The organism is Pseudoalteromonas arctica, assembly GCF_012927645.1.
GTDB lineage: Bacteria > Pseudomonadota > Gammaproteobacteria > Enterobacterales > Alteromonadaceae > Pseudoalteromonas > Pseudoalteromonas arctica_A.
This window is the reverse complement of sequence record NZ_JABBMT010000010.1, coordinates 1-11,644: the sequence shown is the minus strand read 5'-3', so window position 1 is coordinate 11,644 and position 11,644 is coordinate 1. Positions and strand designations below refer to the sequence as shown.

Here is an 11,644-nt window from a genome sequence, read left to right as displayed (position 1 = left end):
TTGTTAGATGAGAAGGAACTGATATTAACCATGTGCTCACCTGCTAATACACACCCGCGTTTACTAGTTGTAGATGACGAGTATTTTAATTTTGAAATGCTCAAAGTCGCTTTATCAGTTGATTTTGAGCTCAGTTATGCCGAATCAGGTAAGAGCTGCTTATCGTCGGCCATTGCCAATCCACCGGATGCTATTTTACTCGATGTATGTATGCCCGGCTTAGATGGCTACGACACGTGTCGAATGTTGAAGAACACCCCTGAAACTCGTAATATTCCAGTTGTTTTGGTGTCAGGTTTAGAATCCGTACAGGAACAACAAGCTGGTTTTGATGCCGGTTGCGATGCTTATGTCGTGAAACCTTTTTCGGTCGTGAGGTTATTAGAAAAAATCAATACGGTGTTTAGGGTCTGTTGACCTTGCAAGGTTAAATTTGCAAGGTCTGTTTGGTATTTAGGCAAGGCAGAGCCTATGTGGTGTGGTCATTCCCCATAAATAGGCGATAACACAGCATCAATGCCAAACAGGCGCTGCCCGAAGGGTTCTGCCTAGGGGCAATTAACTCTTTGTTGCCTACATGGATGTAGGTAAGGGGCGTGAGCAGGACGCGGAAGCTTTGCTCGGTTTTTACTTAGCCCACTAGGTTACAAACCTCGCGCCGCGATTAAATTGCCCCTAGTTTGAACAAATATTAATCCGCAAAGGTCAACGGACCCTAGGAGTTATTATGCTAAATGAAGATAAACGTAATTTTAGACGTATGCAATTAAATGCACAGGCAAAATTAACCACGCTTGAGCCTATTGCAGATCAACATTTTGATGCTGTCTGTGTGGATTTAAGTGCGACTGGATTGTCACTGCAGTTGGATAAATTACTTGAACTGGGCACTATTGTTCAGGTAAATATTGATTCGACCAGCCCCGCCATTGCACCACTTGATGCAACAGCAAAAGTTATTCGTGCCAGTAAAGAAAGTGATGGCACAGTAACCGCTGGGCTAGAAATAATACAGTTTAATTAGCCACTAAGCGGTGTTAGTAAACTTTACAGATCAGGCCTTTTAGGTAAAAACCTTCAGGGTAACTCCCCGCGATTGGGTGATCAGCAGCTTGGTTTAAACGCTCCATGATCAACAAATCTTTACCGGCATCAAGGGCGGCATCAGCAACTACTTTTTGAAATAAATTTTGTTCCATTAAACCTGAACATGAGAACGTAAGCAACGTACCACCGGGTTTAAGAATTTGCATGGCAATCATATTGATATCTTTATAGCCACGACACGCACCCGTTAGTTGTGCTTTGTTATCAGCAAATTTAGGTGGATCCATAACGATAGTGTCGAATAACACCCCGTCTTCGCGGTATTGGCGTAGTAATTTAAATACATCTTGTTTAATGAAATCAACTTTATCTAAATCAAGATTGTTGTGCTCAACATTACGTTTTGCGGTATCAAGCGCGGGTTGTGATACATCAACATTGGTTACATGTTCGCAGCCGCCACGCAGCGCATATAAAGAAAATGTACCGGTGTAACTAAAGCAGTTAAGTACTTTTTTATCTTTTACAAAACGCTCCAATGCAGCACGGCTATCACGTTGATCAAGATAGAAACCGGTTTTATGGCCTTCTAGAATATCGACTTCAATTTTAAAACCATTTTCTTCAATTAATACTGGCTGCTCAGGCTTATTACCCCATAATACGCCCATGGTTGGCTCTAAGCCTTCTTTGCTGCGCACATCGACATCAGAGCGCTCATACACGTTACAGCCTGGGAAAATGGCGATTAAGGCGCCAACTATTTCACCTTTATGGCGCTCAGCGCCGGCACTTAATAACTGACACACTAAGAAGTTGTCAAATTTATCAATGGTAACGCCTGGTAAAAAGTCAGACTCAGCAGCGCATAAACGAAACCCTGTTAAGCCACCTTCAGTAATTACTTGCTCGCGTGCAGCAAAGGCACGACGCAAGCGACGGTCAAAAAAAGCTTGGTCGATGACTTCTGTTTCATCAAAGCTCCAAACACGCGCGCGAATTTGTGAGTGCGGGCTATAAGCCGCTGTGGCTAAAAATTTACCATTGTTATCGTGAATGGTCACTGTGTCACCTAAACTCGGTTTACCTTTAATTTTTTTGATGGCTTTTGAAAACAACCAAGGGTGTTTTCTTTTTAGTGATTTTTCACGACCAGCTTCTAGGTATACGACAGATGACATTAGGCTTCTCATTACGGATAAATTAAGAGCGTATTTTAGTGAAGCAGGCTCGAACATACAATGAATGTTTTGCACAACCCCCTATAACCGCGGTAAAGTAATGGCAACTCAATGCATTAATTTGAAATTACAGGATTTATGGAACAACGTTTGCCCGTTTTAGCATTATCTGAGCCGTTACAACAGCTAGAAAATCATTGCCGTGCCTTCATTATGTCGTTAGTAAGTGCTGATGTCGCCCACGATATAACTCATATTGAACGCGTGGTGAGAGTCGCTAAGCAGTTATGTGTTGCTGAGCAGGCTGATATGAACATTGTTTTACCGGCTGCATGGTTACATGATTGCGTTGCCGTTGCTAAAAACCACCCAGATAGAGCTAAAGCTTCAACAATGGCGGCAGATAAAGCAATTTCATTTCTAGCGTCAATAGGTTATGGCGCACAATATTTTGATGCCATTCATCATGCTATCGTAGCCCATAGTTTTAGCGCTAACATTGCAATTGAAAGTGTGGAAGCACAAATAGTTCAAGATGCTGATCGTATGGATGCCTTAGGGGCAATTGGTGTCAGCCGCTGTATGAAAGTAGGAGGGGCAATCGGGCGTAATTTATATCATCCTGATGATCCATTTTGTGCTCAGCGCAGCCCTGATGACACCTTGTATACATTAGCTCACTTCTTCATCAAGCTATTACATATTGCACAGAGTATGAATACACCCTCAGCAAAAGCAGAAGCGGCGCGTCGTACTGAATATATGCAGGTATTTATTGAACAACTCAAGTCGGAGATTGGCTAATGGCAATGCCTTGCCTAAATCACTTTTAATTCGACTTAGTCATAGATTAGTCGTTATTTTGCAAGGTATTATAGTCACCTGTTAATTAGTTAAATGACTGTCGGTCAATTACAAGAGTTAGGTTTGTTTGAATATACATTAAAACGTAGTTGCCGCCGCAAAACTGTTGCTATTAAAGTCCAGCAACAAAGTGTCACTGTTTATGCGCCCGTTGGAGTTGCTAAAAAGGAACTTGAAAGCTGGCTGTTAAGTAAAACTGACTGGATAAATGCGCAAATTAATAAGCAAAGTCAAATGCCTGATACTCGCCAATACCCATTACAAGATAATCGCGTACTTGTTTTTTCACAACCTATGATGCTGACTTATGGTGTCAGCTCGCGCAGTGCATGGCAGCTAGTAAAAAATCAGCAGGGGCATGTGTTACAGCTAAATATTTCTGGACGGGTTAAACATCAGCAGCCAATGTATCAAACCTTGCTCGAAAGCTTTTTACATGAGCAATTAGAAAATTATATTGAAATGCGTGTACATGCTTATTGCTTACAAATGGCAGAGGCTTTACCTAGCAGTATTCGCATTCATACTTATAAGCGTCGCTGGGGCAGTTGTAATCGACGAGGAGAATTGACCTTTAATTTGCTATTAGCCTCTGCGCCGCAGACTATTATCGATTATGTGATTGTGCATGAACTAGCTCACTTGAAATATTTAAATCACAGTGCCGCATTTTGGCAGCGCGTCAGTGAGTTTTATCCTGATTATAAGCAAGCAACAAAATGGTTAAAGCAACACGGTGCGAGTTTACAATGGGTGGTTGAATAAGTTAGCGAGAGTAAAGTCAGAAAGAATGAAGTTTTGCTGATAGATAAGTAAAGTGGTGGAGGGAGCTGGATTCGAACCAGCGAAGGCTGAGCCGTCAGATTTACAGTCTGATCCCTTTGGCCGCTCGGGAACCCCTCCACACTAATTTTGTCGCATTTGGCCCCACTTAACCCAGCGGTAAGAAAAGTGGTGGAGGGAGCTGGATTCGAACCAGCGAAGGCTGAGCCGTCAGATTTACAGTCTGATCCCTTTGGCCGCTCGGGAACCCCTCCAATGCAACGGCGCTGATAATAGCAAAGTGAGTATTTAAGTAAAGAAAAAAGCTAAAGAAATCTTAAATAAAGCCGATAAATATCTATTCCCAACTGCAATCGGCTAAAGTCTATGCAAATCGATGATTTGTTGATCACAGAGAGTCAACTTAACAACCGTCTTGCCAAAAGTGTCTCAGAACACCGTCGTGGCGAGTTCGCGTTGTTATTGGCTATGCTTTCTCATGATGCATTAGATTTTAGTCAGTTTCATTTACCAAAAACCCCTTTTGATGCACATGCTGCAACAGCAGATGAAGCACAATTACGTGAACAATTAGGGGCTGGGCCTAAGCAAGCATTGGCTCCAGATGAATTTGATATACTGATTGGCCAACATAATGCACAGTTATTACAACAAGGTAGCATGGCAGATATTCGCTTGCGTTCATGCCTTGTGCCAGAGCCTCTTGTGATCCGAGATGATAAAAATCATATTCCACTAATCGTAATTGATAACTGTGAGCTGGTTGTGCGAAAACGTCATTTAGATAAGGAGACACAGCTGGATCATCCGCAAATGGATGCGGCTGCATTTTACGATAGCCTTAATAATGTAGATCTTCATCAACCCTTACACCTTGCCCAAGCGTGATATTAAGCTGGAATAATTATAGGTAAAAATATTTATTTATTTTAGTGTAAAAAAAGCATCCACAAACTAAATGCAGTTGCTATAATGACCTCAAATGGCACTCCCAATTTACTTGGTATTATTGCCATCATCATTAAATCAAGGTAATTAGGAACGCAATGAAGAAAACATTCACGCTGAATCACGAGAAAATCAAATACCCTCGTATGGTAGATGCTGCAAAGCATGAAGTAAAAAAGTATTTGAAAAGAGAGCGTAACAAAACGTTGCCAATTGATGCTGATTACTGGGCATTTGATTGTAAATTTGGTAATACAGCTGAAGATGCCCAAGTGGTGCATGTTGCTGAAATTAGCAACTCAATCAGCGAAATTGAAAAACAAGGCTTAGAGTCGTTTTATGTTGAAATCATTGCTAGAGCTGCGCAACGTCAAGTACAAAACTCTGATAATGAAGTTTAAAAGTACTTGATTTAATGACAGAGTGAGCTACATAGCCCATTTTTTGTGTTTGCAAAAAAGTAAGTCAACCACCTTATTTTGCACCTAATTGGTGCGAAATAGATTTTTATCTTCTTTAAATAATGTAACCTTAGCGTTATTTTTATCACCCTCGTATTAGCAATATTCGATTTCGGCACAGCTCAATGCGGCGCACTATCACACGGTTTATTTCGACTATTTTAATTGCAGTGTCTATTGAAGCGTTATTAACGATGTTTAAGGTAGCACAGGGGTTGCCGCAGTAATTATTACCGGGTGTACAACGCAATCAGTAGGGGGATTAATAAAGCGAGGTAGGCAATCAATGCCTACCCCCTACTTAAGTTATTTATTCTACGCGGTCTTGGGCACGACGAGTTTTAAAATCTGAATCGGCTTGCCATTTTGGCCAATCACCGTTGTTTGCTAACTGTGATGCGATATCAACAATTAACTCGATGTCTTGTTTTACACCACCTAATGACCATTGAGCAGAGTAATCATCAGCTTCTTTATGGTATTTATGGGCAATATAATCAGGATCCGTATCACCTAAGCTCATAAACAGTAAACCAGGTACGCCTTGTTTAGCTAGTGAGAAGTGATCTGAGCGGAAGAATAGGCCGTTTTGTGGCACGGGATCCATTTTTATATGACGGCCTTGTTTGCTCGCGGCTCTGCTAAGGTAGTCTTCCATTTGTGATAAACCTTTACCGTATTGCAGTATGTAATCGGTGCCATCTAGCACATTCATACCATCAATATTTAACAGAGCGACCATCTGCTTAGTAGGGATAAGTTCGCCACTGGCAAATTGCTCTGAGCCAATTAACCCTGTTTCTTCGGCGGTAAAGTTTGCAAAAATAATCGAGCGTTTAAACGGTTTTTGTTTATGCATGTTACTTAATATACGAGCGATTTCAATTGTGGCAGCAGTGCCTGAGGCATTATCAACCGCACCATTAAAAATTTTTGGCCCACTATCAGTTTGTTTAGTACCAAAATGATCCCAATGTGCGCTGACCACAATATATTCATCAGGCGCTTCACTGCCCGTTAATTGCGCAACAACATTGTGCGATTTAGCGTGTGATACTTCATTTTTAAAAGCAAGATTCGCTGTTAAGTTAAGCGCAGTAGCTTTAAAGTCGTCGTTAAGTGCTTGTTGCTTTAATTTCTGATAGCTCAAGTTTGCTGATTTAAATAACTGCTCGGTTGCATCGAGTGTTAGCCACCCCATAACTGGTAGTTCTGATGCGTTTAGGTTGTTATCCATCAAGGTGTATTTTGTGCCTGTATTTGAGCTTTCAACTACGCCCCAAGGATATGCAGCTGGCGCTGTTTCGTGCACAATAAATACTGCGGCTGCGCCTTGGCGAGCGGCTTCTTCGTATTTGTAAGTCCAGCGACCATAGTAGGTCATAGCGTTACCGGTAAATAGCGCATCATTTTGCGTAGCAAACCCTGGATCATTTACTAATACAACAACCGTTTTACCCGTTACATCAATACTCTTATAATCGTTCCAATTATACTCGGGCGCATTAATGCCATAACCAACAAATACTACCTCTGAATTATGAACATCAATAAGTGGCTGCAATTGTTTTGTTCGCGCCGTAAAATCTTTACCAGCGGTAAAGCTCAAGTCGCCAATTTTTAATTGCATGTTTTGAGCAGCGGTTACCATCGCCATTTTTACCGGCTGTAAAAACTTATCATTATATGCACCAGTTAATCCAAGCGCTTGGTATTGGTTAGTTAAGTAACCCACAGTTTTTACTTCACCGCGCGTTAATGGACCGCGTCCTTCAAATTCGTCTGAGGCAAGGGTTTTAATATGTTGTTTAATATTGCTTAAATTTACACCGGTTGTATTATCAAGCGTTGCTTGTTCTTGAGCCGGCTCTGAGCAGCCAGTTAAGCCCAATAACAAAGTTATACCGAGCGATTGAAAAAGAGGAGTCATAATTGCAGATTTTTAAGGATACATACAGTGACTATATGGGGTGTCGGTTTTACTGTCTAGTTTTTTGCCATGAAGCGCAGATGCTTTTATAAAATACAATTAGTTGATTTTGGGTACTATGATTTAGGGGCTGAATTAAATTTCGTTGGGTGAAAGGAACTGGCGCAGAAGTTGTGTGGGGAAAGCTAAAAGCCAGCGAAAAGTGCCGGCCTTTTGCAACAAAATAACACGTTTAAGCGTCCGCTTTCTTTACGCGGATCTTGCTTTTATCAACCGTGCTTTGATTCAATGCTTTGATTGCTACAGCAGCTTCTGCATCGCTGGGCATTTCTACAAAGGCAAAGCCTTTCGATTGACCGGTTTCTTTATCTAGTACTAAATTACAATCGGTTACTTTACCGTGTTCAGTAAAAAGTATACGGATTTCATGTTCAGTAATAGTACGTGATAAGTTTCTAACTAATAGTTTCATAAAGAACCATGTTTTAAAAATAACAGGGGTGATTGTCTCAAGGAAAAGCCGTTTGACCTAATGATTAATTGCAAACCGCAAAAATAGTTTTTGGCTGATAGCCAAAGAATAAAATAAGTTCTCTTATCATAAACAGTTAAAGCATAAGAATAGTTAGCCGATAACAACTTAGCTATAAAAAAACAAGGACGTAATATGCAAGTTAACTCGCAAGATAGATATCCACTATTGCAACCTACTTCAAACAGTTCGGTGGTCGAAATCAACACTCAAGTGAATAGTAAAGAGCAATTAAAGAGTGAAATGGAGCGCCTAGCGAAGGACATCTATCACAAAGGGCAGTTTAAAGAGCCTGATGCAACATACTATAAGCCTGTAAATAAAGATGCCAATATATTAAGACCTATTGAAGATGTTATGTATGATTTTTGAAACAACACCCAGCTAAAGATAACCCCAATGGTGATGGAGTGCTTGCACCTGTATTATTAGTGCAAGCGCCTCCGGTTCCCGATGAGGGACGTTTTTATAATGCAATACTGGAGTTACTATTTGCGCCATATAGGCCAAGTGAACGAGTTGATAAAAAGCAATTTCAAGTGATCAAATTATTGCGCTACATTGGTACAAAAATTTTGGTCATAGATGAAATTCATCATATCTTGGCGGGTAATTTAAATCGACAACGTGCATTTTTGAATGTACTTAAATACCTTGGTAATGAGTTACAAATATCAATCGTTGGGGTTGGGACTAAAGACGCGTTTAGAGCGTTGCAGTCAGACCCTCAATTAGCTAACCGTTTTGAGCCAGTATTGTTACCTCGATGGGAGTTTAATCAGGATTTTTTAAGGTTACTAGTGAGTTTTGAACGTATGTTGCCATTAAGAAAGCCCTCAAGTTTACATGCTAAAAGCTTAGCTATGCAACTATTCTCAATGTGTGAGGGCTATATTGGAGAGCTTTCACGATTACTTAATGATGTAGCTGTTTATGCGGTTAAAAATAATATAGAAGCAATCACACCAATAGTATTAGATAAAATAAACTGGGTAACACCCTCACAAAGAAAGCGTCAGTTAGACAAGGCAATTTAAATGTTGTCTGGAAAATTATGGCCAGCTCATCCGCACTCATTACCAGGGGAGTGTTTATCTTCATGGATGGTGCGAACTGCACATCACAATGGCCTTAAAGCTTGTTAGAGCAGATGTCAGTAAAAACTGGGGTAACCTTAAGGAAACAAAGAAAACAACGCTAAGTCTATTTGAAGGGCGTTTATTTGAGTCTACAAGCCTGTCAGGTCAGCTACGCTGGATAACACCGCTTAAATTTTATATCATCGCATTTATGCAGGTTTTGGTATGCAATATTGTCCCTTATGCTTAGCTGAAAGTACAGACGCTTATTATCGAATTGCTTGGCGAGTGGCTTTTTATACTTTTTGCCCAAAACACTTAATACTCATGGAAGATAGGTGTAGACATTGTGGAATGGCAGTTGCCTTTCACCGAATAGAGCTTGGCAAATATCACCAGTTAGATGCTCCAGATCTAGCGGTGTGTTGGAAATGCGGGCTAAGCTTAACTGATTTCAATTCTCAATGTGTAATAAGTTAAGTTTTCTTATTAGAAACAACTAAAGTAAGAGAATAACCAGCCGATAACTAGTAATAAATAACGAACAAGGAAAATGATATGAAAGTTAATTCAAATGATACCAATCTAGCATCGCAGTTTATATCGAACAGTTCAGAAGTAAAAATAAATAAACCTGTAAATGGTAAAGAGCAATTAAATAGTGAAATGCAGCGACTAGCTAAGGACACATATCACAAAGAGCAGCCCAAAGAGCCTGATTCGACTTATAATAAACCAATGAGTATAAAAACAAATCACGTTCTAACATCTAGAGCTGCAGAAGAAAAAGCATTAACAAATATTTGGCACGCCACTGTAAACCTTTACATGCCTGGAGGGGAAGTTTCTAAATCTGTAGAGAAAATGTTCAATCAATATAACAGTATTATGGCCGATATAATTGCAGAAGAACCATCATTAGCAAGTACAGATTGGGGAATATCAATAAATAAATCCGGTGAACTAGAAGTAACTGGTACGCTGAGCGATACCGATAAGATGCTAATATCTGATAAGTTAAATAGCAATGATGACTTTGTTAATGCAGCTAACGAGTTTAAATCGAGCTTTCTAGAGCACATTGACTTGGGAGTTAGGGGGTGGTCAAGTTACGACGTAAACGAAGATAATTTCTCAAAAATATTTGATTTAAAAGAAATTCTGGATAATTCACAAGGCGGAGAAAGCTTTAAACAGGCTTGGAATAAGGACTTTAGTTGGCTTGAGTTAAACGATAATATTTTTACACAATTGACAAGAAATGAATAATAACTCATTAATAAGCATATTTAACTTCTGCTTTACTTGCTAATTGGCTGCGCAAATTATCTTGGTATGAAAATATATCAAAACCATTATCAAATGCTTTTGCATTGGGTCCGTATGAACTATCTAAAAGTGCTTTTATATCAATATTGTCTGTGAAGTTCTCTTGGGTAACATCATATTTTCCCCAATATTTCCCTTTCCCATCATACCCACGGTCATACTCTTGACCTTTTATTAAAATATCAGGTAACTCTTTAACTAAACTTACAATATCTTTATCTGCATTTAGCTTGTCCTCAAGATAAAACCTTTCATCTTCAGTAATATCACCAGAAACAACTAATTTATCATCAATATCAATAGAAAACCCCCAATCCTTTTGAGCTAATGATGGAGATGATATTTCTAGTTCATTCAGGAAATTTTCGTATTTAGGTCTAAGTTGACTTAACTTTTTGGGTAATTCACCAAAACTTATTGTATTAGTCATTTTATCTAAAAGTTCAGATTCAGATTTATGCGCACTTATACTAAGGGGCCTATCATAGGTGTTCTGATTTTTTGGGATATGTTCATCTTTATGATAAATATCATTAGCAAACTTTTGTTTTTGCTGTTTATTAATTTTTTCATTTAGGGTGTTATCAGACAATTTTCCCTCATTAATAGGGACCGTTTTATTTTTTAATTGTACTGCTGCAGTATTAGTTAAAGTATCATGAGTTATTTTCATACTTAATTCCATCTGTCGTGAAAAAACAATTTATAACTAGTACCTGTATCGGCACGTAACTTAATAACTTGAGTGATTTTTACTCATTAAATAAAAAGCTAATAATGTCACCATCATTAGCTTTAAAAGTAAAAGTTATGAAGGGTTACTGCTGACTAATTTTTGATCGCACAAATGCCCGAGTACAACGTATTCAACATTATTTCCTCCAATACCTAGATCTAAGTTTCCAGTGTTAGGTATTTCTAATCGCCAAACACCATAAATTAAATCTGTATCCCATATGTTTTTATAGCCTAAACTATATTCCGTATGGCGAAAAGTAATATCGCTATGACAACTTCCTAAATCAACAGAGCCTGAAATATGACCTGAGCCATCACTAATATCTTGGTCAACCCTTAGTTTAGCTTTCGCTCCCTCAACAGGATGCCCTGTAGAGTCTTGTAATGTCACGCTCCAATTTAAGTTACGATAAGCTTGTGTTGTAGCATATAAACTTGAACCAAATCCACTGTACGTTACTCTATTTACATTATGCTCACCCGAAACACTATGATTCGATACGCTAGTAACTTTAGTGCCAATGATTAAGTTGTAGTTATTTGAAGAATTAATGGGTAAGTTAGGGTTTGCTCTTACTCTAATGTTAATATTTTGATTGGGTTGTAAATTGCTTGTTGTTACATCTGACGTGGTTTAATGGATTCGACTACCCCAGTTAAGACATAATAAGCTTAACTGGAGAACAGAAATGACAAAACGTAAAAAATATACCAAAGAATTTAAACTTGATGCAATTTCTTTAGTCAGAGAT

At 39.1% G+C, this 11,644-nt stretch carries 15 protein-coding genes, 2 tRNA genes and 1 pseudogene; 11 read left to right on the top strand and 7 right to left on the bottom strand.

What is annotated here, in order from left to right:
- Nucleotides 1-30 precede the first annotated feature (30 nt).
- Entirely contained in the window at nucleotides 31-417 is a 387-nt protein-coding gene (locus HHO47_RS08505; RefSeq protein ID WP_169019988.1) for a response regulator, read from the top strand.
- Nucleotides 418-727: 310 nt separating this feature from the next.
- On the top strand, nucleotides 728-1,024 hold the full coding sequence (locus HHO47_RS08500; protein WP_169019908.1) for a PilZ domain-containing protein: 297 nt from the start codon (nucleotides 728-730) through the stop codon (nucleotides 1,022-1,024).
- Nucleotides 1,025-1,037: 13 nt separating this feature from the next.
- On the opposite strand, the gene HHO47_RS08495 is transcribed toward HHO47_RS08500, so the two are convergent.
- Nucleotides 1,038-2,228 carry a class I SAM-dependent methyltransferase gene (locus HHO47_RS08495; RefSeq protein ID WP_169019907.1) on the bottom strand — a complete coding sequence of 397 codons (1,191 nt, stop codon included), beginning with the start codon at nucleotides 2,226-2,228 and terminating at the stop codon, nucleotides 1,038-1,040.
- A 138-nt stretch (nucleotides 2,229-2,366) separates the two neighbouring features.
- Here HHO47_RS08495 and HHO47_RS08490 point away from each other — a divergent pair, with 138 nt between their 5' ends.
- Together HHO47_RS08490 and HHO47_RS08485 are read left to right on the top strand one after the other, a co-directional pair.
- Entirely contained in the window at nucleotides 2,367-3,032 is a 666-nt protein-coding gene (locus tag HHO47_RS08490) for an HD domain-containing protein (protein WP_211183665.1), read from the top strand.
- 93 nt (nucleotides 3,033-3,125) lie between these two features.
- The gene (locus tag HHO47_RS08485) at nucleotides 3,126-3,857 is read left to right on the top strand and encodes a M48 family metallopeptidase (RefSeq protein WP_169019906.1); all 732 of its coding nucleotides are present in this window, start codon (nucleotides 3,126-3,128) and stop codon (nucleotides 3,855-3,857) included.
- Nucleotides 3,858-3,910: 53 nt separating this feature from the next.
- Here the strand turns inward: HHO47_RS08485 and HHO47_RS08480 are convergent.
- Nucleotides 3,911-3,995: transfer RNA gene (locus HHO47_RS08480), tRNA-Tyr, on the bottom strand.
- Between the two features lie 49 nt (nucleotides 3,996-4,044).
- Nucleotides 4,045-4,129, bottom strand: a tRNA-Tyr gene (locus HHO47_RS08475).
- A 112-nt stretch (nucleotides 4,130-4,241) separates the two neighbouring features.
- Here HHO47_RS08475 and HHO47_RS08470 point away from each other — a divergent pair.
- From HHO47_RS08470 to HHO47_RS08460, 3 genes and pseudogenes are all read left to right on the top strand, one after another.
- The gene (locus tag HHO47_RS08470; protein WP_169019905.1) at nucleotides 4,242-4,763 is read left to right on the top strand and encodes a VC2046/SO_2500 family protein; all 522 of its coding nucleotides are present in this window, start codon (nucleotides 4,242-4,244) and stop codon (nucleotides 4,761-4,763) included.
- A gap of 158 nt (nucleotides 4,764-4,921) precedes the next feature.
- Nucleotides 4,922-5,224 carry a DUF6172 family protein gene (locus HHO47_RS08465; protein ID WP_169019904.1) on the top strand — a complete coding sequence of 101 codons (303 nt, stop codon included), beginning with the start codon at nucleotides 4,922-4,924 and terminating at the stop codon, nucleotides 5,222-5,224.
- Between the two features lie 170 nt (nucleotides 5,225-5,394).
- Nucleotides 5,395-5,508 (top strand): annotated as a pseudogene (locus HHO47_RS08460) (general glycosylation pathway protein); the annotation flags it as partial.
- 86 nt (nucleotides 5,509-5,594) lie between these two features.
- On the opposite strand, the gene HHO47_RS08455 reads toward HHO47_RS08460, so the two are convergent.
- The gene (locus tag HHO47_RS08455) at nucleotides 5,595-7,214 is read right to left on the bottom strand and encodes a M28 family metallopeptidase (protein WP_169019903.1); all 1,620 of its coding nucleotides are present in this window, start codon (nucleotides 7,212-7,214) and stop codon (nucleotides 5,595-5,597) included.
- A gap of 232 nt (nucleotides 7,215-7,446) precedes the next feature.
- Nucleotides 7,447-7,686 (bottom strand): RNA recognition motif domain-containing protein, encoded by a 240-nt coding sequence (locus HHO47_RS08450; RefSeq protein WP_169019902.1) that lies wholly within the window; start codon nucleotides 7,684-7,686, stop codon nucleotides 7,447-7,449.
- Between the two features lie 195 nt (nucleotides 7,687-7,881).
- Here HHO47_RS08450 and HHO47_RS08445 point away from each other — a divergent pair, with 195 nt between their 5' ends.
- The 4 genes from HHO47_RS08445 to HHO47_RS08430 all read left to right on the top strand — a co-directional run bounded on the left by HHO47_RS08445 (nucleotide 7,882) and on the right by HHO47_RS08430 (nucleotide 10,094).
- Entirely contained in the window at nucleotides 7,882-8,118 is a 237-nt protein-coding gene (locus tag HHO47_RS08445; protein WP_169019901.1) for a hypothetical protein, read from the top strand.
- A complete protein-coding gene (locus tag HHO47_RS08440) occupies nucleotides 8,115-8,783 on the top strand; it encodes a TniB family NTP-binding protein (RefSeq protein WP_169019900.1) in 669 nt (222 codons plus the stop codon). The genes HHO47_RS08445 and HHO47_RS08440 overlap by 4 nt, the downstream gene beginning before the upstream one ends.
- 267 nt (nucleotides 8,784-9,050) lie before the next feature.
- Nucleotides 9,051-9,305 (top strand): TniQ family protein, encoded by a 255-nt coding sequence (locus tag HHO47_RS19770; RefSeq protein WP_169019899.1) that lies wholly within the window; start codon nucleotides 9,051-9,053, stop codon nucleotides 9,303-9,305.
- Nucleotides 9,306-9,383: 78 nt separating this feature from the next.
- On the top strand, nucleotides 9,384-10,094 hold the full coding sequence (locus HHO47_RS08430; RefSeq protein ID WP_169019898.1) for a hypothetical protein: 711 nt from the start codon (nucleotides 9,384-9,386) through the stop codon (nucleotides 10,092-10,094).
- A gap of 7 nt (nucleotides 10,095-10,101) precedes the next feature.
- Here HHO47_RS08430 and HHO47_RS08425 read toward each other — a convergent pair whose 3' ends face one another.
- Nucleotides 10,102-10,827 carry a hypothetical protein gene (locus HHO47_RS08425; RefSeq protein ID WP_169019897.1) on the bottom strand — a complete coding sequence of 242 codons (726 nt, stop codon included), beginning with the start codon at nucleotides 10,825-10,827 and terminating at the stop codon, nucleotides 10,102-10,104.
- Between the two features lie 135 nt (nucleotides 10,828-10,962).
- Complete coding sequence (locus HHO47_RS08420; protein WP_169019896.1) at nucleotides 10,963-11,283, bottom strand: hypothetical protein; 321 nt, start codon at nucleotides 11,281-11,283, stop codon at nucleotides 10,963-10,965.
- Between the last annotated feature and the right edge of the window lie 361 nt (nucleotides 11,284-11,644).

What these genes read in the sequence shown, in the direction of transcription:
- HHO47_RS08505 (WP_169019988.1), top strand. Translation starts at nt 31, where the DNA reads ATGTGCTCACCTGCTAATACACACCCGCGTTTACTAGTTGTAGATGAC.
- HHO47_RS08500 (WP_169019908.1), top strand. Translation starts at nt 728, where the DNA reads ATGCTAAATGAAGATAAACGTAATTTTAGACGTATGCAATTAAATGCA.
- HHO47_RS08495 (WP_169019907.1), bottom strand. Translation starts at nt 2,228, where the DNA reads ATGTCATCTGTCGTATACCTAGAAGCTGGTCGTGAAAAATCACTAAAA.
- HHO47_RS08490 (WP_211183665.1), top strand. Translation starts at nt 2,367, where the DNA reads ATGGAACAACGTTTGCCCGTTTTAGCATTATCTGAGCCGTTACAACAG.
- HHO47_RS08485 (WP_169019906.1), top strand. Translation starts at nt 3,126, where the DNA reads ATGACTGTCGGTCAATTACAAGAGTTAGGTTTGTTTGAATATACATTA.
- HHO47_RS08470 (WP_169019905.1), top strand. Translation starts at nt 4,242, where the DNA reads ATGCAAATCGATGATTTGTTGATCACAGAGAGTCAACTTAACAACCGT.
- HHO47_RS08465 (WP_169019904.1), top strand. Translation starts at nt 4,922, where the DNA reads ATGAAGAAAACATTCACGCTGAATCACGAGAAAATCAAATACCCTCGT.
- HHO47_RS08455 (WP_169019903.1), bottom strand. Translation starts at nt 7,214, where the DNA reads ATGACTCCTCTTTTTCAATCGCTCGGTATAACTTTGTTATTGGGCTTA.
- HHO47_RS08450 (WP_169019902.1), bottom strand. Translation starts at nt 7,686, where the DNA reads ATGAAACTATTAGTTAGAAACTTATCACGTACTATTACTGAACATGAA.
- HHO47_RS08445 (WP_169019901.1), top strand. Translation starts at nt 7,882, where the DNA reads ATGCAAGTTAACTCGCAAGATAGATATCCACTATTGCAACCTACTTCA.
- HHO47_RS19770 (WP_169019899.1), top strand. Translation starts at nt 9,051, where the DNA reads ATGCAATATTGTCCCTTATGCTTAGCTGAAAGTACAGACGCTTATTAT.
- HHO47_RS08430 (WP_169019898.1), top strand. Translation starts at nt 9,384, where the DNA reads ATGAAAGTTAATTCAAATGATACCAATCTAGCATCGCAGTTTATATCG.
- HHO47_RS08425 (WP_169019897.1), bottom strand. Translation starts at nt 10,827, where the DNA reads ATGAAAATAACTCATGATACTTTAACTAATACTGCAGCAGTACAATTA.